The organism is Desulfotomaculum copahuensis (assembly GCF_001655685.1).
In the GTDB taxonomy this organism is placed as follows: domain Bacteria; phylum Bacillota; class Desulfotomaculia; order Desulfotomaculales; family Desulfovirgulaceae; genus Desulfotomaculum_G; species Desulfotomaculum_G copahuensis.
The window spans coordinates 1-22,321 of sequence record NZ_LYVF01000191.1 but is presented as its reverse complement, the minus strand read 5'-3'; the positions used below and the strand labels follow the sequence as shown (position 1 = coordinate 22,321).

The 22,321-nt window shown below is 57.7% G+C and carries 25 protein-coding genes, 1 pseudogene and 1 riboswitch; of the genes and pseudogenes, 25 read left to right on the top strand and 1 reads right to left on the bottom strand.

The window, feature by feature from the left end:
* The 19 genes and pseudogenes from A6M21_RS15525 to A6M21_RS15445 all read left to right on the top strand — a co-directional run bounded on the left by A6M21_RS15525 (position 1) and on the right by A6M21_RS15445 (position 16,740).
* Entirely contained in the window at positions 1-1,086 is a 1,086-nt protein-coding gene (locus tag A6M21_RS15525) for a type IV pilus twitching motility protein PilT (RefSeq protein WP_066670763.1), read from the top strand.
* A 288-nt stretch (positions 1,087-1,374) separates the two neighbouring features.
* Positions 1,375-1,465, top strand: a riboswitch (cyclic di-GMP riboswitch).
* Between the two features lie 162 nt (positions 1,466-1,627).
* The gene (locus A6M21_RS15520) at positions 1,628-2,866 is read left to right on the top strand and encodes a type II secretion system F family protein (RefSeq protein WP_066670789.1); all 1,239 of its coding nucleotides are present in this window, start codon (positions 1,628-1,630) and stop codon (positions 2,864-2,866) included.
* 224 nt (positions 2,867-3,090) lie between these two features.
* Positions 3,091-3,663, top strand: coding sequence for a prepilin-type N-terminal cleavage/methylation domain-containing protein (locus tag A6M21_RS15515; RefSeq protein ID WP_066670760.1), 573 nt, complete (start codon positions 3,091-3,093; stop codon positions 3,661-3,663).
* Between the two features lie 77 nt (positions 3,664-3,740).
* Positions 3,741-4,469 (top strand): prepilin peptidase, encoded by a 729-nt coding sequence (locus A6M21_RS15510; RefSeq protein ID WP_242868875.1) that lies wholly within the window; start codon positions 3,741-3,743, stop codon positions 4,467-4,469.
* 54 nt (positions 4,470-4,523) lie between these two features.
* Positions 4,524-4,958: a hypothetical protein gene (locus tag A6M21_RS15505; RefSeq protein ID WP_151191979.1), complete on the top strand. Its 435-nt coding sequence runs from the start codon at positions 4,524-4,526 to the stop codon at positions 4,956-4,958.
* A 17-nt stretch (positions 4,959-4,975) separates the two neighbouring features.
* Complete coding sequence (locus tag A6M21_RS15500) at positions 4,976-6,394, top strand: PilW family protein (RefSeq protein WP_066670752.1); 1,419 nt, start codon at positions 4,976-4,978, stop codon at positions 6,392-6,394.
* Positions 6,395-6,961, top strand: a complete 567-nt coding sequence (locus tag A6M21_RS15495; protein WP_066670750.1) for a hypothetical protein — start codon at positions 6,395-6,397, stop codon at positions 6,959-6,961.
* A 14-nt stretch (positions 6,962-6,975) separates the two neighbouring features.
* The gene (locus A6M21_RS15490) at positions 6,976-7,455 is read left to right on the top strand and encodes a hypothetical protein (protein ID WP_066670748.1); all 480 of its coding nucleotides are present in this window, start codon (positions 6,976-6,978) and stop codon (positions 7,453-7,455) included.
* A gap of 301 nt (positions 7,456-7,756) precedes the next feature.
* On the top strand, positions 7,757-9,082 hold the full coding sequence (gene pilM, locus A6M21_RS15485) for a pilus assembly protein PilM (RefSeq protein ID WP_161486096.1): 1,326 nt from the start codon (positions 7,757-7,759) through the stop codon (positions 9,080-9,082).
* A complete protein-coding gene (locus tag A6M21_RS18500; RefSeq protein ID WP_066670743.1) occupies positions 9,079-9,990 on the top strand; it encodes a PilN domain-containing protein in 912 nt (303 codons plus the stop codon). Before pilM ends, A6M21_RS18500 begins: the two co-directional genes overlap by 4 nt.
* Before the next feature lie 182 nt (positions 9,991-10,172).
* A complete protein-coding gene (locus A6M21_RS15475; protein WP_066670740.1) occupies positions 10,173-11,237 on the top strand; it encodes a type IV pilus inner membrane component PilO in 1,065 nt (354 codons plus the stop codon).
* A 68-nt stretch (positions 11,238-11,305) separates the two neighbouring features.
* Positions 11,306-11,455: a HepT-like ribonuclease domain-containing protein gene (locus A6M21_RS19515; RefSeq protein ID WP_078060778.1), complete on the top strand. Its 150-nt coding sequence runs from the start codon at positions 11,306-11,308 to the stop codon at positions 11,453-11,455.
* 223 nt (positions 11,456-11,678) lie between these two features.
* Positions 11,679-12,212 carry a pilus assembly FimT family protein gene (locus A6M21_RS15470; protein ID WP_066670737.1) on the top strand — a complete coding sequence of 178 codons (534 nt, stop codon included), beginning with the start codon at positions 11,679-11,681 and terminating at the stop codon, positions 12,210-12,212.
* A gap of 241 nt (positions 12,213-12,453) precedes the next feature.
* A pseudogene (locus tag A6M21_RS19510) lies at positions 12,454-12,639 on the top strand (IS607 family transposase); the annotation flags it as partial.
* A complete protein-coding gene (locus tag A6M21_RS15465) occupies positions 12,629-13,048 on the top strand; it encodes a helix-turn-helix domain-containing protein (protein WP_066670734.1) in 420 nt (139 codons plus the stop codon). The pseudogene A6M21_RS19510 and the gene A6M21_RS15465, both read left to right, overlap by 11 nt.
* A 37-nt stretch (positions 13,049-13,085) precedes the next feature.
* The gene (locus tag A6M21_RS15460) at positions 13,086-13,625 is read left to right on the top strand and encodes a PilW family protein (RefSeq protein ID WP_151191978.1); all 540 of its coding nucleotides are present in this window, start codon (positions 13,086-13,088) and stop codon (positions 13,623-13,625) included.
* Positions 13,626-13,786: 161 nt separating this feature from the next.
* Positions 13,787-14,338, top strand: coding sequence for a pilus assembly PilX N-terminal domain-containing protein (locus A6M21_RS15455; RefSeq protein WP_066670727.1), 552 nt, complete (start codon positions 13,787-13,789; stop codon positions 14,336-14,338).
* A 119-nt stretch (positions 14,339-14,457) separates the two neighbouring features.
* Positions 14,458-15,108 carry a Uma2 family endonuclease gene (locus tag A6M21_RS15450; RefSeq protein WP_066670725.1) on the top strand — a complete coding sequence of 217 codons (651 nt, stop codon included), beginning with the start codon at positions 14,458-14,460 and terminating at the stop codon, positions 15,106-15,108.
* Positions 15,109-15,321: 213 nt separating this feature from the next.
* Positions 15,322-16,740 carry a TldD/PmbA family protein gene (locus tag A6M21_RS15445; protein WP_066670724.1) on the top strand — a complete coding sequence of 473 codons (1,419 nt, stop codon included), beginning with the start codon at positions 15,322-15,324 and terminating at the stop codon, positions 16,738-16,740.
* Positions 16,741-16,901: 161 nt separating this feature from the next.
* On the opposite strand, the gene A6M21_RS15440 is transcribed toward A6M21_RS15445, so the two are convergent.
* On the bottom strand, positions 16,902-17,189 hold the full coding sequence (locus tag A6M21_RS15440; RefSeq protein ID WP_427854636.1) for a DUF3243 domain-containing protein: 288 nt from the start codon (positions 17,187-17,189) through the stop codon (positions 16,902-16,904).
* Positions 17,190-17,497: 308 nt separating this feature from the next.
* Between A6M21_RS15440 and A6M21_RS15435 the strand changes: the two genes are divergently transcribed.
* The 6 genes from A6M21_RS15435 (at position 17,498) to A6M21_RS15410 (ending at position 22,316) form a co-directional block, all read left to right on the top strand.
* Positions 17,498-17,710 (top strand): hypothetical protein, encoded by a 213-nt coding sequence (locus A6M21_RS15435; RefSeq protein WP_201721914.1) that lies wholly within the window; start codon positions 17,498-17,500, stop codon positions 17,708-17,710.
* 157 nt (positions 17,711-17,867) lie between these two features.
* Positions 17,868-19,211 (top strand): TldD/PmbA family protein, encoded by a 1,344-nt coding sequence (locus A6M21_RS15430; protein WP_066670718.1) that lies wholly within the window; start codon positions 17,868-17,870, stop codon positions 19,209-19,211.
* 217 nt (positions 19,212-19,428) lie between these two features.
* Entirely contained in the window at positions 19,429-19,890 is a 462-nt protein-coding gene (gene aroQ, locus A6M21_RS15425; RefSeq protein ID WP_066670715.1) for a type II 3-dehydroquinate dehydratase, read from the top strand.
* Positions 19,875-20,960: a M24 family metallopeptidase gene (locus A6M21_RS15420; RefSeq protein ID WP_066670714.1), complete on the top strand. Its 1,086-nt coding sequence runs from the start codon at positions 19,875-19,877 to the stop codon at positions 20,958-20,960. Before aroQ ends, A6M21_RS15420 begins: the two co-directional genes overlap by 16 nt.
* Positions 20,961-21,182: 222 nt before the next feature.
* Entirely contained in the window at positions 21,183-21,740 is a 558-nt protein-coding gene (efp, locus tag A6M21_RS15415) for an elongation factor P (RefSeq protein ID WP_066670712.1), read from the top strand.
* A gap of 126 nt (positions 21,741-21,866) precedes the next feature.
* Complete coding sequence (locus A6M21_RS15410) at positions 21,867-22,316, top strand: CD1247 N-terminal domain-containing protein (RefSeq protein ID WP_066670710.1); 450 nt, start codon at positions 21,867-21,869, stop codon at positions 22,314-22,316.
* The last annotated feature ends 5 nt before the right edge of the window (positions 22,317-22,321 follow it).

Here is a 22,321-nt window from a genome sequence, read left to right as displayed (position 1 = left end):
ATGGAATTGGCGGAACTGCTGCGCCTGGCCACGGAAACGGGCGCTTCCGACGTACACCTGATGGTGAACACTGTGCCGGTGTTCCGCATGAACGGGGTGCTGATTCCGGTAAGCGAGCCTCCCCTGGACGGCCGCATTCCGGCCCGCTGGCAGCGGCGCCTGCTGCCGGAGGACACCGGCAAACTGGCGGGGCAGGTGATGAATGCGGGGCAACAGGAAAAATTCCAGTCAAGCGGGGAGGCGGACCTTTCCTTCTCCATCCCCGGCGTGGGCCGCTTCCGCATCAATGTCTACCGCCAGCGGGGCAGCACCGGCCTGGCCGTGCGCCCGGTGAAAATGGACATCCCGCCCCTGGCGCGGCTCGGCCTGCCCGAAGTGGTGTCCCGGCTGACCCGCCTGCCCCGCGGGCTGGTGCTGGTCACCGGACCGACCGGCAGCGGCAAGTCCACCACTCTGGCCGCGATGATCGAATTGTTGAACAGCGAAGCCCGGCTGCACATCATTACCATTGAAGACCCGATCGAATTCGCCCACCGGCACCGCCACTGCCTGATCAACCAGCGTGAGATCGGCCAGGACACCGTCTCCTTCGCCAGCGCGCTGCGCGCGGCCATGCGGGAGGACCCGGACGTGATCATGATCGGCGAGATGCGTGACCTGGAAACCATCGCCGGTGCGATTACCGCCGCCGAAACCGGGCATCTGGTGCTGGCCACGCTGCACACCAGCAGCGCCGCCCAGACCATCGACCGCATCATCGACGTTTTCCCGCCCCACCAGCAGGAGCAGATCCGGGTGCAGCTGGCCAATACCATCCAGGGAGTGGTCTCCCAGCAGTTGCTCCCCCGGCAGGACGGCGCTGGCCGGGTGATTGCGGTGGAAGTGATGGTGGCCACCCCGGCCGTGCGCAATTTGATCCGGGAGAGCAAAACCTTCCAGATTCCTTCCCAGATCCAGAGCGGCGCCAGGTTCGGCATGCAGAGCATGGAAATGTCCCTGCGCAACCTCTACCGCGCCGGGCTGATCAGCCGGGAGGAGGCGCTCGGCCGGGCCGGCGATCCGGAAGGATTGCTGCGCATGCTGTAAGGCGTACAGCTATACGAAGCGAAAGTGCTTCGCCTGCTGTGAACCTCCTCCGGGACGAGCCCGGAGGCTTCTCCGCTAAGGTTTCTCATGTCATCGGAATGCTGCCTGCTAAAGCGCATGTCTTACGCTTTCCGCGTGAGCTACATCCCGGCATTTACCGGGAGGCCCGGTCCACGCCGCCTGCTATACCTAAAAACCGTTAAAAGTCATTTAAGAAGTTTTTAAAGAAAATTTAAGCAATTAGTCCTTGCTCAATGGTTTTTTCTCTGCTATACTCTAAAAACAAGGCAAATCCAAAGGCAACCTTTCCGAAAGGGGAGGAGCGCAAAGCCACGGGCCTAAAACGGGTGTGCCCCGTTACGGCGGCCGGGCTGCATTAATGCCGGCGGGTTTGTTTTTTTATATGCATCGAAACCCGCAGCCTGAAAGCAGCGCTGCGTTTTTGTTCATTGGACTGGCATTGCCCGGCCGGTGAAATGTCAGCTGCTTGAACAATTTGTTTACCTGTTGTACGGTTATATTGGAAGCGGGTGATTACATAATGCCGGCCACCTCCTTCGTTTACCGGGCCCGGGACGGCGCCGGGAAAATTCAAATCGGTTATATCGAAGCCGACGGCCCGGCCGCCGCCGCCGCCCTGCTGCGGCAGCGCCGCTATTACGTGGTCAACCTGCGCCCGGCCCCGGAAAAGGGCCGCCGGCTGACAGTACACGGCCTCAATGAACTGCTCGAGAAAAAAGTGGGCGTACGTGACCTGGCCCTCTTTTGCCGCCAGTTTGTCACTGTGGTGGAGGCCGGCATCCCGCTGCTCACCTGCCTGGACATCCTGGCCCGGCAGGCGGAAAACCCGCGCCTGGCCCGGGCGATCGCGGATGTGGCCCGCGAACTGCAGGGCGGGCGCACCCTGGCCGAGGCCATGGCCCGCCAGCACCACGTCTTTCCCGGCATCCTGATCAGCATGATCGAAGCTGGTGAGCTGGGCGGCGTGCTGGACCAGGCATTGCTGCGCATGGCCGACCACTTCGAACGGGACTACGACATCCGGGAAAAAGTCAAATCGGCCATGTACTACCCGTTCGCCCTGGTCTGCATTGGTACTTTGGCCGTGGGCTTCATCGTCACCACCGTGTTGCCCCGGTTCGCCACCATCCTGCAAAGCAGCAACATTCCGCTGCCCCTGCCCACACTGATCCTGATGGGCGTGGCCAACTTCCTGAGCCATTACTGGTACCTGCTGCCCGGTGGATTGGCCCTGCTCTTCCTGGGCGTGCAGCGCCTGCTGCGCATCGAACAGGTGCAGCACCGCCTGGACGCCCTGAAACTGCGCCTGCCCATCTTCGGCCCGCTAATCAAAAAAGTGGTCATCTCCCGCTTCTGCCGCACCCTGGCCACCCTGATCCACGCCGGCGTGCCCCTGATCCAGGCGCTGACCGTGGTCCAGGGCACGGCAGGCAACCACGTGGTGGCGGAAGTAACCGGCCAGGCCCTGGAAAACGTGCGCGAAGGCCTGGACATGGGCGGCCCGCTGGCCAGAAGCAGCGTCTTTCCGCCCCTGGTCAGCCGCATGATCATGGTGGGCGAGGAAACGGGCACCCTGGATCAACTGCTGGAAAAGGTGGCCAACTTCTACGACCGGGAAGTCAACGCCGGCGTGGCCCGCCTTTCCTCTTTGCTGGAGCCGGTGCTGCTGCTCTTCATGGGCGCGGCCATCGGTTCGGTGATCCTGGCCATCATGCTGCCCATGTTCAAAGTGATGAGCGGGGCGGGGCTGGTGCACTGAGTGGTTGCTCAGTTAACGTAATGATTGTCGTCATGTGAGACATAAAAATGCAGGGCGGTATGCTATACCGGGAGGGGGGTGGCCGGGGGCAAAATTAGGGAGTTTTTTGGTGCGGCCGGTGTGGTTAAACAGGGTGTCCTTGATCGATGGGACGTAACAGAAAGAAAACACGGGTAGAACTGCGGGCATGAAATTTTTATATAAACAAGAGGAGGCGTAAGAAAATGAAAAAATTGTTTGGAATCCTGAGAAGCGAGCAGGGTTTTACTCTGGTCGAACTGATGGTTGTGGTGATCATATTGGGTGTGCTGGCGGCCATTGCAGTGCCCCAGTTTACAAAAAATGCGGAAACGGCCAGGGAAAAGGCGGCTGTATCCAGCCTTCAGAATATGAAAAGCGCCATTGATGTTTGGATCGCACAAAACGGCGGCCAGGTACCAGTGGCAACCAACACAACCACTGCCGCAGGAGCAGGCAGTCCCGCCTATAGCGCTTCAGGTACGCAACAAAATATAGATATAAAATCGGTTTTGACCTCGGCCGGTATTAACTGGAGCGGGGATGGAAACAGTATCACCGATCCCTGGGGGAATAGATTCGTTTACGAAGCGGACTCGGCTGCAAACAGCAGTGGAACGGGTTATTTTATTTATTGCGGACCGGACAGTAATAACAAGTATTACTATACTGCCGCATCTTATCAAAGTGCGCAGTGTACCAACGCTGCAGTAACCCCTCTTCCGGATAACACTAAAATTAAAGGAACAATTGGTGCGGTATCTTCTACCGGGTCTTAATCCAGCATTGCGCTGATATTGTTATGCAACCGGTTAGACTTGCTGACTGTTCAGTGATAGTTTTGCTGTTTCCATTGTTGGTAGGGTTGGCTGCCGGCAGCTTTCTCAATGTCTGCATCCACCGCCTGCCCCGGGGCGAGTCGGTAGTTTTTCCTCCTTCCCGCTGCCCCCATTGCGGGCAAAGGCTCGCCGCCCGGGATCTGGTTCCGCTGTTCAGCTACCTGTGGCTGAAGGGCCGCTGCCGCTATTGCGGCAGCGGCATCAGCCCACGCTACCCGCTGGTGGAGGCTTTAACCGGGGTGCTGTTTGCCGTCCTGTACATGCGTTTTGGGCTTAACCTTTTGCTGTTTAAATATCTTTTTCTAACCTCTGTTCTGATTGTGCTTTCCTTCATCGACCTGGAACATTACCTCATCCCCGACCGGATAATCATCTTTGCCTTAGCCGGGGGAGTAATCATAAATCTTTTCACCCGTGACCTGACTTTCCTTTCCGTCCTGCTGGGCCTGGCCGCCCCGGCCGCCTTCCTGCTGCTGCTGGCCGTGGCCAGCCGGGGCGGCATGGGCGGTGGCGACATCAAACTGGCCGCCGTGACCGGGCTTTTCCTGGGCTGGCCCCTGGGCCTGCTGGCCGTCTTTCTCGGCTGCTTGCTGGGCGGCCTGGTTGGCGCGGTGCTGTTGCTGTCCCGCATCAAGGGGCGCAAGGACGCCATCCCTTTCGGCCCCTTTCTGGCCTGCGGGGCAATAACCACTATATTGGGGGGACAGCAAATCTTGAACTGGTATTTGGGTAATTTCCGGATTTGATCATACTGCGGGGCGTGCCGGGCGTGATAAAATGCTTTGGATGTGAACAAGGGGATGGATAAAAATAAATTTAGCCAGAGCGGCCTGACTCTGGTGGAAATTGTTATTGCCGCCATGCTCCTCGCCGTGGTTGTTACGGTGCTCAGTGCTGTTGTGGTCCAGCAGGCAAAATTGAAACAGCGTATGTCCGAAGAAAATTTTGCCCGGCAGCTATTGGAACAGGAATTAAAAGAATACTCTGTCAGGGTCTCCAGAGATGATACCGCTGTACATAATGATCCGCCGGGTCAATTCGACGGGAAGGTTTTTGAAATCAATCCAGTGATCAGCACGGAAAAATCATTTCCAGTCACTCTGCCAAACGGTGACACAATTACATATTCCCTTTACCGGGTGACGGTAACTGTTTCCTGGGGGGCGCCGGCCGGATCGGTTACGGCAACCACCCTGGTCAGCAATGAATTGAATCAAGCCGCTTCCGGGGATTAAAGGCAGGGGAAAAACCAGTGAAAAGAATTTTTACACGCCGGAATCAGGCCGGTTTTACCCTGGTGGAAGTACTGCTTGCTTGTGCACTTTTAGTGACTATAATTTCCGCTGCGTTTAACATATTCCGGACGACGGAAGTAAACGGCAACAACCAGACGGACGAAACGCTGGCCATCCAGCAGGCGACGGTTGCTTTGGACCGGATAACCAAAAGCATCCAGGGGGCAAATTCATTAATTGTAATTGACAACCATACTTTGCAGGCCATGTTCGCGGGACAGGATCCGGTGCTGATCAGTTATGCCGGCGGCACTGTAACAAAACAGCAAAAACAGGAGACTGAAATTTTAGCTGACGGTTTGAAGGGGTTTCAATTTTATGCACAGGTTGACAGTAATCCGGGTGCTATGCAAACCGTCAAAAACGTTGCCGGTTTCCAGGTTACAACTGCGGTAAACGGCAAGGACGCGACGCTATACCGCAGCGTTAAAGCACAAACCAGTGAAACCGTTCATCCGGACATCTCCCTGTCCACTGCCACCCAGGTTGAAAAACAGTTGAACGGTCCGGTATATGTTACCGCTCAAGGCCTGAACTTTGCCGGCGCACCGGATGGTAAACCAAATCAAAGTAATGGCGGCCGGCCGCAGGTGTGGATCAAAAATCCGGACGGCAGCATTACTGATATTTCCGGTCTTGTGGAAATAAGCGGAAGCAATACCCTGCAAATTTCAGAAAAAGACAACCCGCTTGCTTCAGCTTCGCCGGGCGATTATGCCATTATCGTGCAGCAGGGGGAACTGGACACGGCCGCTTCCTACAAAATTACCGCTTCCGGCGGCGGTGGCGGCGGGGGTGGCGGCGGTTCCGGCTGGACCATACCCGCCTGTACCCGCTATAGCGAATGGACACCTGACTGGTGGACGATGTTCTGGCGGGGATGGATGCTTCTCGGCCGTTATCTGTTTCATTTCCCCTGGTCAAATAATCTATATACCGTAATCTATAAGACACAGTCCCACGAAAACAATCTCGACTTTACAGCGCATTTGACGCTTTATGATTTTTGGTGGCCGGCAGGCGGACCAAACGCCTCGACAGCCGGTATAGCTTTTTATGCCCCACCGGCCGGGACACAGAACAATTTTCTTTATTTCGGCATCCAGGAAGCGGGCGGAAAAGCTTATGCCGTTTTTCGTGACTTCAGAGCGGGCAGTCAAGCCGGTTTTACGCAATTGGCCCTGCTGGGTGATTTTCACTCCGGAAATACATATGTTTTGCGTGTTTCCAGCAACGGCAGTAATTTTACTTTTTATGTAAACGACAGCCAGGTGGGCACCAGGGAAATTTCTGATCTACCGGCTAGCGGATACGCCGGGGTCTGGAAGGATTGGGAAAACGTTATGGCTGTTTATACATTTTCAGGTGAGCATTAGATGGACGATTTATATAAACGGGTGCTCAAAAATGAAACGGGCATGGTATTGGCATTTACACTGGTGATAGTCCTGATCCTGTCAATTATCCTGACCGCCCTGTTAATCAGCGTGAGTACGACGGCCCGCATACAGTCCGGTATCTGGCAAAAGGAGCAGGCCCGCTATCTGGCCCAGGCCGGGGTGCAACGCGTCATTTTTGAAACACGCTTTTTGATTGCCGGCAAGGGCAGTTATTTCAACGGGGCGTTGGATACTGTAAAATTACAACAGGGGCTTGTTAATTTGCAGTTGCAGAATGTCACTCTCGGTAATGGGGAATATACCATTTCAAACATCTCCCATCCGGTCACGGTGGATGCCGGTAATGATATTACCGCTTTGGACATTTCATTTGAAAGCACGGGGAGCAGTGCCAATTCGACTGTTGCCCTGCTGGCGACACTGGAATTTCAATTTAATCAATTGTTGCTTTCAAACCAAGGTGGACAACTGCAAGATGCTGTTATGCTGAATAAAATAACAGTTACGCCTGTACCGGCTGCACAAGGCAGTCAGAATCAGTAAAGCAGGGGATTAAGGTGCAAGTATTTTTGAAAAGAGCTTTCTTGTTTGTTCGAAAACAATGCGTCAAGAATATAACTTTTAACCAGGCTGCATTTTCAGCCCCAAAGAATTTTAATCAGGGCTTCCTCCTGCTCGACATCTCCCTGGCCATGCTTCTGGTTGCCGTGGCGCTTTTGCCCCTGCAGGCCATGTTTTCTTACAGCCAGTTGCACCTGTCCGCGGCGCGCAATATGACTGTGGCCGTCATGCTGGCGCAGTCCGGGATGGAGGAGTTGCTGGACCTGCCTTATGAGTCCCTGGTAAGCCAAAATAAGACTCCCCTTCCGGGCCGGCCTGGATTTTCGCGCAGCATTTCGGTCGGTGATTCTCCGGTTGGAAGTTTGAAAACCGTTGTGGTGACAGTTTTTTACCCCGAAGCAGGCGGGGAAAAGCAGGTTTCCCTTTCCGCCCGGCGGGCGGTGCCGGCGGTTTCACCACCCGGTGCCGGGCAGTAGCCAAAAATGGTTACTGGCATTTTACTGGGATAGTGCAGGAAGTTGTCTGGCAGGGGTGTTAAAAAAAGAGTAAGTCAAAGTCACTTTTAAGCACAATATACATAGTACTCCTTGTCACTTGCTACTACATATGGCACTAAAAGAAATTTTGACATGACTTTGACGTAAAACAGAAAAGATCGACTTTTTTTATATTTTGACGTCTGGTATAGTAAAGGTAATTTGCTTTATCAATAAACCAATTGACCAATTGTACGGTTATTTTGATCATTTTAACATGGTGCGGGCTGTGGAGGCAGATATGAAGCGGTTCAAAAGTTTGGCCGGTTTGGGCTCATTCAAGGAGTTGTTCAAACGGAACAAGGCTTTTCTCGGCGTGGAGGTGGATGCAGGGGAGATCCGGGCGGTGGAACTGGCCCCGGATGGCGAGGGATTCCGGATGGCGGCGTTGGTGGTGTTGCCGGGTCCGGAGTTGGGCCCCGGCGGGGTGCCGGATGAAAATAGTCTGACCGAAGTGCTGAAAGAGCTGGCGGAGCGGGCCGGTTTTTCGGCCAAACAGGTGGTGAGCGTTTTACCCGGCACGGTGGTCATTGAGCGGCTTGTGCACATGCCGCCCATGCCGGCGCGGGAACTGACGGGGGCGGTGCGCTTTGAGGCCGGACAGCTCATTCCCGTGCCCCTGGATGATATGCTTTTGCGCCACGTGGTGCTGGGGGAGACGGCCGGGCCGGAAAAACAGCTCAATGTGCTGGTGGCGGCGGCGCCGCAGGATTCCGTCTACCGTTTTCACCAGGCTTTCAACGACGCTGGGCTGACGCTGGCCGCCCTGGATTTGCCGGCGCTGGCCTTGTGGCGTATTTTTTGCGGTCCGGGGAAGGGCGGGTGGTGCCCGGGCCGGCAGGTGATTGTGGATGTAAATGCGGCGGTGACCCGCTGCGCGGTGGTGGAGGAAGGAAGCCTGCTTTTTATCCGTACGGCCCCGGTGGGCTGCCGGGAAATCGGATTGTATGCGGACGGATCAGTGTGGAAAGGGAATTTGTCCGGCGGGGTGGAAGGGCCGGACAAAGGGGATGGCGTTGCCGGCCATCCGGGGGGGCGATCCGGTGCAGCGCCGGATTTGAACTACGGTTCTTACCCGCCGCGAGAACCGCTTCCGGAAGCGGCCGCGGCCAAAGATACCATCAATAACGGCGCTGCCGCTGATGAGGAACTGGATTACCTTTTGTCCCCCGTTGGTTTCTTTGCCGCTGAGGAGCGGTCTTCCGCCGCCCCGCCCGGCCGGGCGCCTGGTGCGGCCCGGCGCACATTGCCGGCGCCTGCCGGGTCTGACGACGGGGACGTTGAGCGGCCGGGGTTGCGGCTGGATGAACTGGTGATCGAAATAAAGCGTTCCCTGGAGTTTTTCCGGGGCCTGTATGCCGGCCGGCCGGTGGACAGGCTGGTGCTTACCGGCCCGGCGGCCCGCCGGCCGGATCTGCCCGGGCTGCTTTCCTTTGAGCTGGATATGGACGTAATCACGGGCCGGCCGCCTTTGTTCCCCTCTCCGGAGGCGGGCGGGCAGGCTACGGATTTTGACCCGGCGCTGGCGGTGGCCGCCGGGCTGTCCCTTTGGGGGGTGGAAAGATGAATTACCGCATCAATCTGCTTCCCCTCGAATTGCAGCCCCGTCCGCCGGTGGAAGGGAAGCGTTTGGCCGTAATCTCCGGCTTAACCGTGCTGGCGGCGCTGATCCTGATTGGCGGCGCCGGCTGGTTGATCAAGTCGTACAACCAGCGGGTGGAACTGGCCGTCATTCAGTCGCAACTGGCGTCGCTTTCGCCGGTGGTGCGGAAGGTGGAGGCGGACCGGGCGGAGGAACAAAAACTGCAGGCTGGCGCCGCGGCGCTGGAAGAACTGCTGGCCCGGCACCGGGTGTGGAAGCCGGTGCTGGATGACATAGCGCAGATTGTGCCGGTGGATATCTGGCTCTCCTCCGTGGACGCAGCCTACGACAAGGATGCGGCAAAGACGCTGCAGCAAACCGCCGCTCTCGCGCCGGGTGCGCAGGCCGGGTCAGCGGGCGGCGGGGCCGGAACACCCGTTAATCCGGCCGGTTCAGGCAATTCTTCGTCCGGAACGGCCATCGCTCCGGCGGGCAATGCGTCCTGGAACGCGGCGGCCGGTGCACCGGGTGGTGCGGCGTCCGGAACCGCCGGCAATAATCCCACCGGGACGGGCGCCAACCCCCCGGCCGGACCGGTGCAGCAGGCGGGCCGGGTGGCCGGACAGCTGGCGCAGCGCAACCAGGCGCAGCAGGCGCAACTGGCCGCCGGGGAAGCGCCGGCGCAGCAGAAGGCCGAAGCGCAGGACAAGGTGCCCCTGCCGCCCAATGTGCTGACCATCAAAGGAACGTCCCGGTCTTTTCCTTCCATCGGCGTGTTTGTGCGCAAGCTTTCGGTGCTGCCCTATTTCCGGATGGTGAGCCTGAAGGAAATCGACGGCCAGGAAGACGGTACATTAATTTTTACCATTGTCTGTTATCTTCAAACTGCCTAAAATCAATTGGCCGTATCAAACGCCGTGATCTTGATTGGGAAAATCATGTGCAAACGGTTTCAGGGAAACGGCAGGTTGTGAAGCCAGTTTGCGGAGCTTGCAGGTGGACGGGAGAGTAAAGAAATTGTAAAAATGAATGGCGGGATATTTTCCCAGTCCGGGTGAAAAGCGGTGGAGATGTTATGTTAACCAGGCTCAGCAGGCGTGAACAGGTGTTGCTGGCGGTTTTACTGCTGGCGCTGGCCGGTTTCTCCGGCTACAAGTACATATTTATCCCCCAATACAGGCATTTTGCCGGTACGGCGGCGCAGTTGGACCAGGCGCGGCGGCAATTGCAGCAGGCGCGGGTGACGGCGGCTTCGTTGCCGGTGGCGGATAAGCGCCTGCGGGAGGCGCGGGCCGGGTACAGCCGGGCGGGAGAGCGTTTCGCATCCGAACTGCGGGACGGCGGCGCGGTGGTGGACATCGGCCTGCGGGCCATCGCCAGTGGGGTGCAGATCACCCGCTGGCAGGCGCAGGATGTGATCGTGGAACCCTATTTCCTGGAACTGCCGGTGGACATGGAGTTACGCGGGCCGTACCAGGGTGTGCTGTCCTTCATCGACAGCCTGGAAAGCCGCAAGGCGGTGCCCAACCTGGTGAGCATCCGCAAACTGTCGCTGGAGGCGCCCAAAGAAAATCAGGGGAGTTCCGGGCAGCCGGCCGGGACCGTCATTACACCGCCGGCGGGCGGGGGCGGGCCGCAGGGGATTTCGGCCAGGCTGTCCCTGGTCTTTTATTCCCAGCCCACGCCGGCCGGCCGGCTGGCGCTGGATCAGGTGGCGGCCTGGAAGGTAGGCCGGACGGATCCGTACAAGGAACCGGATCTGGTTTCGCCCTACCGGGGAGTGACGCCCCGGGGCCTGCCGCCGGGCGTGACGGCCAACGGCGGCGCCGCGGCCAACGGCGGCGCCGCGGCCGGGGCGGCGAATCCGGCCGGTACCCCGGCGGGGGGCAACGCTTATCCCAACTGGTTCCCCTGGCCCGGCTTCCCCGGTCCGCCCCCGGGCGCGTCTCCGTCCGCCTCCGGCGATCCAGCGGGCGTTTCGGCACCGGCGCCAGGCAGCCAATCACCAGTGCAGGGCAGCCAACCGGCGGCTCAAAAAACAGGCCGGCCTGCCGCGCCGGATTCATCCGGCGTCCCGTCCGGCCAGGCAGCCGGCGGGACGTCCAAAACGCCCGCTTCATCCGGTGCCGGGCAGCATTGAGGCTTATTCATTTTTAGAAAACATTTACATCGAAAGGTAAATTATCCTTAATCAGGTAATTAGGAAAAATCGGCGAAGCTGTTAAGAACATTTCCAGTCCCATCAGGAAGAAACATCCGGAAATCCCATGGCAGGATATTGCAGGTATGAGGGATATATTGATTCATGAATATTTTGAGGTTGATTTGGATGAAGTTTGGGAGACGGGCACAAAATAAATAGCGGAATTAGTCGGGCATGTGGAAGATATTTTAAAAGAATTGAATTAATAGGTGATTTTCAGAGGCGGTATCTATAATATTTTCTCAGGAAAATTTTACACCGGAAGGAAAAATAACCTTTGCGTCGAAGAACCTCCTGCAGGTTCTTTTTTTGTCTTTTATTCAGACCCGGGAGTGAAAACGCACATTTACCGGCGGTTTTTGCCGGGGAGGCGTTGTTATGAAGCCTGTCAAAGGCCGTGGGCACTGTATCTTACACCCCACCGCGTTTAGCGCCGGTTTTACACTGGTGGAATTGATGGTCGTGGTAGCTTTGCTGGGTGTTGTCTCCGCCGCTGCCGTTCCCTGTTTCCGCACGGCGCAAGCCCGTTATGAACTGGACGCCGCCGCCCGGCAGATGGCCGAAGATATCCGGGAGTGCCAGCAGGTGGCCCGGGGTTGCCGGGCGGACGGCGGGAAGGCGGACTGTGACAGTTTCAAAGTTGGTTTTGATATCAGCAGGCACGCCTATTCCCTGCGCCAGAATGATTGTCCGTTTAAGCAGGTGCAACTGCCGGCGGGGGTGGAACTGGCCGGAACAAAATTTTCGGAAAATTTGCTGTTTATAAAACCAAACGGCACGCCATTGGGGCAAGGCGGCACGGTATCCCTGCGCAGCCGCATAACCGGCGAATATCTTTACGTGGTGGTGGCCCCGATCTCCGGCCGGGTGCGGGTGAGCAGCACGGCGCCCGGGGAAGGGGAGATCGAGTAAACGGTGAATTTATAATTTGGGCCGGGGGTTGAGAAGCAGCTAAAGAAACCATAGAAATATATGACCCCTTATGATATAATATTTCCATGAAGCTAAGTGAATGGGCGAAGATAAACGGAATCACATATAGAACCGCCTGGAAATGGTTCAAGGCCGGGAAGTTGCCCGTCCCTGCGGAACAAACGCCGACAGGGACGATTCTGGTCAAAGAAAGGGGCGAACTACCAGGGAAAGTTGCGTTGTAGTGGAATCATCACTGTCCGCCCAGGGGAGGCGGGTTGTTGTCGTGGACCAAACCGAAATAAAGGATGACCTGGTGCAGGACATGATAGAAGTACCCACCTCATTTTGCGCCCGGCTGTACGGCCGCGGATCCGCCAAAAACAAAGCAAAAAAGGCGTTGGAGGCAATGGCGCGTGAAGATTAACCGTGCCTGTCGCTATGAGCTAAAACCGGATGCGGCCCAGCGAATCCTTCTGGCCAAGCATGCCGGAACGGTCCGGTTTGCCTACAACTGGGGATTGGACCGCCGGATTCTGTTATACCAGGAGGAAAAGAAACCCACCAACGCCATGGCGCAGCACCGGGAATTAAACCAGCTCAAGCAGACGGAACATCCCTGGATGTACGAAGTTTCCAAATGCGCTCCCCGGGAAGCCCTCCGGGACCTGGACCGGGCCTTCAAAAACTTCTTTGCCGGCCTGAAAGCGGGCCGGAAGCATTGTATAAAACCAAAAAGATACCGGGAGTTCCCCGGGAATTCACGCCTGTGGAGATCCCGCTGGCGGGGACGGGAAACCGTCCAGTCATGGGTCAATGAGGCAGGAATTTCTTGATAGGAATATTTTCCTATAAAGAAAGGAACGGGTTGTCATGCGGACTGGATCTCCGGGGACCGGAAACGGCTTTACCTTGATGGAAGTGGTGGTCGGGGCCGCCCTGACCATCCTTTTACTTGGTGCGGCATTGCAGTGCTGGCAACTGGGGGTGCGCTCCTGGCTGCGCCAGGAACGGCAGATCGACGTGCAGGACAACTTGCGTACGGCCTTGGAACTGATGTCCGGCGAGTTGCGCCTGTCCAAGGATGTCACTTCGACCGGAAATAATGAGTTGCATTTTTGGTGTTGGAATGTCAAAAGCGACAATTGGGTTGAAGTTCACTACTATGTGCTGGAAAATTCATCCCTGGTCCGCGAGCAGGGAGCGGCTCACCCGCCGGTTGCCGCCCACATCAAGAGTATGGCCGTCCGGTATTTTACCTCCGGCGGCAGTATGCCGGTAACGAATCCGGAGCAGGTCACCCGGGTGGAGATCGTGCTCACCGGGGGAATGACCGGTATGGAAGATATGACCATGAGCACCACGGTGCAGTTGCGTCTGAAAGGCTCTCAAAGTGAAACCTGCGGTTCATGAACACATGGCCTGAAGTACTTTGAGGAATTAGACCATTTAAAACCGGTTGGCTGGCATTTTGGTGTTCAATGAACGTCAAAAATGCAGCTGAACGGTGACTGTTGCATACTGATCCGTCGTTATTATAGACGTGCTCTTCCGGGTAAGGCGGTGAAATACGGATGCTTGACGCCTGCGCCTGTTCCAGATGGAATGACCGGGCTTTCCCGCGTCATTCCCGCGGCTTTGCGGCGGTAATGGTGATCATGGTGACGGCGGTGCTTTTTTTGCTGGGTTCGGCGGTGCTGGCCCTGGCCGCCCAGCACAGGCAAATGGCCATCCGCCATTACCAACAAACGCAAGCCTATTACATTGCCGAGGCCGGTGTGCAGACCGTGCTGGCGGATCGAGAATGGCTGAACAGGCTGGAGGGCATTGTGCCTGATTATAACGGCGACCGTGAGAAGGAATACAACAATTCCAAATATTATCCGGCGGACGGTGATCATACACACAGCTTTGGCGGTGGCACATTTATAGTCAAGGCGGTCCTTAAGCAAGACTTTGTAATGCGCAATGAAAAAAATGAACAGGTTCGCTATAAAGTTTTTCGCATCTATTCCACCGGCACCTGTGCCGGCAACACCCGGGTGCTGGTGGTTACTGTACGTGTTCCCACGAATGGGGGCCCGGTGGAGAGGATCACCTGGCAGGAGAAATACCCGCTCTTTTAACATTGAGCGCTTTTTCCCCACTGCGGCCGGTTGTTGTTTTCACCGCGGCATGATGGTAATATCATTGATACATCTGCAAAGAGCCGATCAGTATGCGATGGTGAAAGGGGGTGCCGAAAATGGATAAGTTTAAAGAAGCTGTTGAGCCATATGCTTGCAAGCCGCTGAAACCACTGCCGGAGGGCCGGATCAGTTTTGAAGGGTTTTTGGCCTGGTGCGATGAAGATACATGGGCGGAATGGGTGGATGGCGAGGTGGTCCTGTTGACGCCGGCAGCGTTGAAACACCAGCGGATTGCCCGGTTTCTTTTGTTCCTGCTGGGGGCGTATGCCGGCAAATTTGAGTGCGGCGAAGTTTTACCCGCTCCCTTCCTGGTCCGTTTGCCCCAAACACTGCGCCGGGGGCGGGAACCCGACATTTTGTATGTGGGCAATGAAAAACTGCCGTTGCTCAAAGAAACCTATCTAGACGGCGCTCCCGATTTGATTGTGGAAATAACGTCCCCGGAGAGCCTGACCCGCGACCGGGAGGAAAAATATGTGGAATACGAGGCCGCGGGTGTGCGGGAATACTGGCTCATTGATCCCGACCGGCAGCAGGCTGAATTTTACCGGTTGGGAAGCAACGGACGCTACCACCTGCATACGGCGGATGATCAGGGTGACTATCACGCGGCGGTCTTGCCCGGTTTCCGGTTGCAGGTGAACTGGTTGTGGCGCGAGCCCCTGCCGCCGGGAATTGCGTGTTTGGCGGAAATGGGGCTTATTTGACCTGCCGCCGCCGTTTAGCTTCGCCTTTTACCGGTGCCGGACGGGTTTAAAAAATCCGCCCGGCCGGTTTTCCTATGCCGTCCGCCGGCGGGGTTTAAAATTTTTAATATACATTGCTTACCAGTCCTCTTCCGGGGTATATTATATTGGAGATAGATGGTTTTTCCCCCACCTGTCCGATAAGCGGTCAATTTTAAAGCGAGGTGTTTCCTTTTGGTCGATAAACAGCTTTTAAAGGAAGTGCTGGATCTGGCCCTGGCCAACGGTGGCGATTTTGCCGATGTTTTTGTGGAGCACAAGCAGGCCACGGGCATCGGCGCCGAGGGGGGCAGGATCGAGCGGGTGCACTCGGGCATCGACGCCGGAGCGGGCATCCGGGTGTTGAACGGGGAGTCCACCGCCTATGCCTACACCAATGACCTGAGCCGGGAGGGCCTGGCGGAGGCGGCGCGGGTGGTCAGCCGTGCGGCGAAGGGGGCAAAAAAGGACTACAACCTGGACCTGCGCCGGGTGGAACCGCTGGTGAACTTCACCATCCGGGAGCGCCCGGACGCGGTGGACACCGGGCGCAAGGTGGCGGCGGTGGAGGCTGCCGACCGGGCCGCCCGGGCGGTGGATACGCAGCAGATCAAGCAGGTGATGGTGGGTTACGGCGATGTGGTGCAGCAGGTGGTGATTGCCAACAGCGCCGGCGATTATGTGGAGGATGAACGCATCCGCACCCGCCTGATGGTGCAGGCGGTAGCCGCGGCCGGTTCCGTGATTCAGACCGGCTATGAGGCCGCCGGCAGTCTATCCGGTTTTGAGCTGCTCGAGCGCTTCACCCCCCAGTCCATCGCCGAAACGGCCGCCCGGCGGGCGGTGGAGATGCTGCAGGCGAAGCCGGCGCCGGCCGGTAAGATGCCCGTGGTCATGGCCGGGGAGGCCGGCGGCACTATGGTGCACGAAGCCTGCGGGCACGGCCTGGAGGCGGACCTGGCCCAGAAGAAGCTGTCGGTTTACTCCGGCAAACAGGGGCAGAAGGTGGCCGCTGACGTGGTCACGGTGATCGACGACGCCGGGATGGCCGATCGCTACGGTTCCTACCGCTTTGACGACGAAGGCGTGCCGGCGCGCAAGGTGACTTTGATCGAAAACGGCGTGCTTACCGACTATATGTACGACCGGCTGACCGCCGGCAAGGAGGGACGGGCATCCAACGGCCACGGCCGGCGGGAGTCCTACCAGCACAAACCGATTCCGCGCATGGGCAATACATATATCGCCCCCGGCAAGGCGGATCCGGAAAGGATCATCAAGGAGACAAAAGAAGGCCTGCTGGTGAAGAAGATGGGCGGCGGTCAGGTGAACACCACCACCGGCGACTTTGTCTTCGATGTGGCCGAAGGCTATTTGATTAAAGACGGCCAGGTGGGGCCGATGGTGCGCGGGGCCACTCTGACCGGCAACGGTCCGGAGGTGCTGCGCATCGTGGAGATGGTCGGGAGCGACCTGGGCTTCACCATCGGCACCTGCGGCAAGGACGGTCAGGGGGTGCCCGTTAGCGACGCCCAGCCCACCATCGCGATCAAGGAACTGATTGTGGGCGGCACCGGACACGGCAAGGCCAACGGCCAAATCCGCCGGCTGTAAGCCGGTGCCGTGAAATCTCGCGGTACCGGTTATGCGCGGTTTAAATCCGGAAACACAAAGGGCGGGATGTTCGAAAATCACATCCCGCCCTTTACTGGATTTGATATTCTTCCGTAAAAGCCGTACACACCGAATCCCGCGACCGGGCCGCCGGATGGAGTCTAAAACGCCGCGTAACTCCCCGGCCGGTTGGCCACCAGTTTGGTCATCAGATTGGCCAGCATCTGTCTTTCCTGCTGATCGGCCACCGTCCACAGTTCCTTCAACGCTTTTTGCTCCGGGTTGGCCGGGGTGACGTTGTCCGCCAGCACCTGGCCGGCCTGCTGTGCCAGATTGGTGATGCGCTCCCGGGAAACCCCCAGTTCCTCGGCGAATTCCACCGCCTGTCCCAGAAACCGCTTCCAGTTTTCCCAGTCCGTGTTGACCTGCTGGATGTCCAATCCAACCACTCCTTTTTATTCATCAATAATCCCAATGCTCCACCCTGGACATTGGCTGTTACTATTATGTTCCATTACGCCGGCTGCTATACGGAGCCGTCCGGCCGTTACCCGTAATTGTCTGATATTCCAGCTTATATAATTCATGCCGTCAACAACCATACACATCCGGGTGTTTTGGGGCATATGGTAACAAAGGGAATAAAATTGGCCCGTTTGGAACAACCGGCCTTCGGGATAAACTGTCTGATTTTATGTAAACTCTCTTGTCCAAGATACTAAAGTATGCCTTCAGCTAACCTGAGGAGGTAGGAATTATGAAAATCGGCGACATTGTAACCCGCAAAGTTTACGGCGAGGACATGCAGTTTTGTATTCTCGGCTTCTATACCAGGCAGGACACGGGAGAAAGGGTGGCCATTCTGGCCATGCTGGATCCGGCACAAGTAACAGAAGCCGCGGTGCAGGAACTGGCCCCGGTCTCGCTACGCAACTTGTTTGCCCTGACCAGCGGTTTTTACGTGCATTGACAGCGGCGCCCGGATCCGTGGGCCGCCGTGCCGCATTACGGCGCGGCAAACAACGCCAAATGTGATTAACTGCCGCCGGGCAGTTTTTTATTGGCGGAAAAAGGAATAGCTTTGATTCCATTGAATTATACTATGATAATTGAAAGGAGAGCGGGAAATGGTGAATAACGCGCTGAATATAGCCCAATTTGCGCTGGAACGGGCCGCCGCGCTGGGAGCCGGCATGATTGAGGCTTATCTTAATTCCGGCCGGGAAATGACCGTGGAAGTACGCGAGGGCCGGGTGGAAACCATGAAACTGGCCCGGGACTGTGGTTTGGGACTGCGGGTGATGGTGGACGGAAAAACCGGTTTTGCCTTTACTACCGATTTGAGCCGTGAGGCGGTGGAAAACATTGCCCGGCAAGCATTGGCCAACGCCTCGCGGACAGCGGCCGACCCCTACCGGGTGTTGCCCAAACCGTACGCCGGTTACCCCCGGCTGGATATTTATGATCCGGCGATCAATCAGGCCGGTGAGGAGGAAAAGATTGAACTGGCCCGGCAGATGGAAAAAGCGGCCCGGGAACTGGATTCCCGGGTTAATATTATCGAAAGTTCGGTTTACCAGGACGCGGAAAGCGAGGTCACCCTGGTGAACAGCCATGGTATTGCAGCCACTTACCGCACTGCCTTTTGCGGTCTGTACATAGCGCTGGTGGCCGGCGAGGGGGAGGACAGCCAGACCGGTTTCGCCCTGGATTACCGGCTGCGCTTCAACGAACTGGATGCCGCCGCCCTGGGCCGCCGGGCGGCGGAGCGGGCGGTGCGCATGCTGGGCGCCCGGCCGGTGTCCACCCGCCAGGCCGCCGTTCTGCTGGAACCCTATGTGGCCACCGGCTTTCTCGGCCTGCTTGGACCGGGTCTGACCGCCGAGGCGGTGCAGAAGGGCCGCTCCCTTTTTGCGGGCCGGGTAGGCCGGAACGTGGCTTCGCCAAAGGTGACGGTGGTGGATGACGGCGCCCGGCCGGGAGGTATTGCTTCGGCCCCCTTTGACGGGGAGGGCGTACCCACCGGACGCACCGAGTTGATTGGACATGGTGTGCTCAAGGGATTCCTGCATAATACCTACACCGCCGCCAAGGACGGCGTCAAGTCCACCGGCAACGGCGTGCGAGACTCCTTCAAAGCTACGCCGGAGGTGGGGACGACCAATTTGTATATTGAGCCCGGGGATACTTCTCCGGCCGAACTGATCAAAAATACCGGCGATGGTCTTTACGTGACCGAAGTGATGGGCATGCATACGGCCAACCCCATTTCCGGTGATTTTTCCGTGGGCGCGTCCGGCATTTTAATTGAAAACGGTACCCTGACCCGGCCGGTGCGGGGAGTGGCGATTGCCGGCAATGTGCTGGAACTGCTCAAGGCAGTGGACGGCGTGGGCAACGACCTCACTTTCTTTGGCGGCAAGGGCAGTCCCACCCTCCGGGTGTCCCGTATGAGCATCAGCGGACGGTAAATCGTAACGGCATCGTACCGGTGCATGAACTGCAGCCGGGAAAGGTGTGCGACGGGTGCCGGCGGCTGGACTTTTTGTTGCAAAGGTACGGTTTTTTCTATCATGGCAAGAATTTTCGAGGCGTTCGCGCCCAGGTTTGCAATAAATCTTTTCCAGACGCCCGTTTTTGTGGTAAAATGTGAAATGTGTGCAACGCTCCTTTACGGCGGTGATGATCATGAAAATACTGGTTATGCACGGTCCGAACTTGAATCTGTTGGGGCGCCGGGAGCCCGCCGTTTACGGCGCCCTGACCCTGGACGAAATCAACGCCGGGTTGGGCGCACTGGCGGCCGGGCTGGGCGTGGAAATATCCTTTTTCCAGTCCAATCACGAAGGTGAGTTGGTGGACAGGCTGCATCAGGCGGTGGAAAAGGAGGATGCGGTGGTGTTCAACCCCGGTGCCTTCACCCATTACAGCCTGGCCCTGCGCGACGCCGTGGCGGCTGTCGGCATTCCGGTGATTGAAGTGCACCTTTCCAACATTTATGCCCGGGAGGAGTTCCGCCATCATTCGGTGATTGCCCCGGTGGCCGCCGGCCAGATCAGCGGACTGGGCGGGACGGGATACCGGCTGGCCCTGCGGGCGGCGGTGGAACTGGCCGCGGTCGGGAGGAATAAACAATGCAGCAAAGAATAGCACGGGTCAGGGAGGCGTGCCGTGCCGCAAACGTGGACGCGCTTTTAGTTATGCGTCCGGAAAACCGGTATTATCTGACCGGTTTTACCGGTTCGGCCGGGGCGGTGGTGGTTACCGCCCGGGATGTCCATTTCCTGGCCGATTTCCGTTATTATGAACAGGCAAAGCAGCAGTGCCCTCATTGCCGGGTGAGCATGTTCAAGGATTCGCTGTTTGAAAAGCTGGCCGGGGAACTGCCCGGCTGGGGTGTGACCAGGCCCGGCTGCGAAGGCGATTTTCTTACGTACCGGCAGTTTGCCACCCTGCAGGAAAAACTGGGGGATACCGGACTGACCCCGCTGTACGGCGTGGTGGAAAAGATCAGGCAGGTGAAGGATGCCGGCGAGATTGAACGCCTGGCCCGGGCGGTGGCCCTGGCGGACCGCGCCTTTGAACACATCCGGACTTTTTTGCGTTCCGGCGTCACGGAAAGGGAAGCCGCCCTGGAATTGGAATTTTTCATGCGCCGCCAGGGGGCGGCCAAACTGGCCTTTGACACCATTCTGGCCTCCGGCCCGCGCGGCGCCATGCCTCACGGCACGGCCACGGACCGGGTGCTGCAGGCCGGCGACCTGGTGACCCTGGACTTCGGCTGCACGCTGGACGGCTATAACTCCGACATTACCCGTACGGTGGTGATCGGCCGGCCGCCGGACGCCCGGCAGCAGGAAATCTACCGCATTGTGCTGGAGGCGCAAAAGGCGGGCATCAAAGCCGTGCGCGCCGGGGTGAAGGCCTGTGATGCCGACCGGGCGACCCGGGATGTGATCGCCGGTTACGGATACGGGGATAATTTCGGTCATGGCACCGGTCACGGGGTCGGTCTGGCGGTGCACGAGGAGCCGGCTCTCTCCAAACGGGACGAAACGGTGCTGCAGCCCGGCATGGTGGTCACCGTGGAACCGGGCATTTACCTCCCCGGATGGGGGGGCGTGCGCATTGAGGACATGGTGGTGGTTAGGGAAGACGGCTGCCGTATCCTGACCGGTGCGCCCAAGGAGCAGTTGCTGATCTGCGGCCGGGCGGGCTAGGAGCACAGGCATCACCGGATTTCCGCCGTTATTGCCGCCGGTCCGGCGGACGGACTTTTTTCCGGAGTGCCCGCCGCTAGCCGGGATTGGCTGACCGGTGCGTCGCGACTTTTGTGCCGCGGTACTTCAAGCCGCCCGGCCGGAACCGGTGGATTTTGTATGTCAGCCGCAAAGCAGAAGCCCATTTTCATGTTAATGATCAATAGCGGGAGGTAGAAGGAAGTGATTTCAACCAACGATTTTCGCACCGGGTTGACCATCGAGCTGGACGGCGATGTCTATCAGGTGGTGGAGTTTCAGCACGTAAAACCGGGGAAGGGCTCGGCTTTCGTACGCTCCAAGATTAAAAACATGCGCACCGGGGCAGTGGTGGAAAAGACCTTCAATGCCGGGGAGAAAATTCCCCGTGCGCATATTGAGCGGCGGGAAGTGCAGTATCTGTACAACGACGGCAGCAATTACAATTTCATGGACATGGAAAGCTACGATCAAATGGCGCTGACGGCCGAGCAACTGGGTGATGCGGTGAAATACCTCAAGGAGAACATGACCATCAACCTGCTCTTGTTCCAGGGCAAATCCATCGGTGTGGACCTGCCCAATTTCGTGGAGCTTACAGTGACGGAAACGGCGCCGGGGATCAAGGGCGACACCGCTTCCGGCGGTTCCAAACCGGCCACGCTGGAGACGGGCTATGTGGTCCAGGTGCCTTTTTTCATCAATACCGGTGACGTCCTGCAAATAGACACCCGCACCGGGCAATACATCAAACGGGCGTGATACGGCGGTCATTCCGCTGTTGGCGAGGCGGCATGTAAAGTAAAATGTTTAAAGTCCCCCCTTGCCGGGTAATACTAAAGCAGTCAACTTTTACTGCCCGTATAATTAACCGAGGGGGGTCGAGGTATGGAAGATTTAAGGTCACGGGTTGCTTACCTGCAGGGATTGTCGGCGGGCATGGATCTGTCGCCGGAAAGCAAGGAAGGCCGTCTGTTGGGCGGTATTATCGATGTGCTGAATGATTTTGCCGATTCCTTCGGCCGGCTGGAGGAGGCGCACGGCCAGCTGGAAGATTATCTGGAAAGCATTGACGAAGATCTTTATACGCTGGAAGACGAAATCTACGATCAGGATGATGATCAGGAGCAGGCGGAATATATGGAGGTAAAATGTCCCCGCTGTGGCGAAACGGTGTGTTTTGACGCCGGGATCGTTGAAGATGACGATGTAATCGAAGTAACCTGCCCGAATTGTGATGAAGTGGTTTTCATCAACGACGACCGGTTTGAGGCGGCCGATGAGCCGGAGATGCTCGAGGGCCGCGCTTGCGGCGGTGAAGAGGAAGATGACATATAAGACAT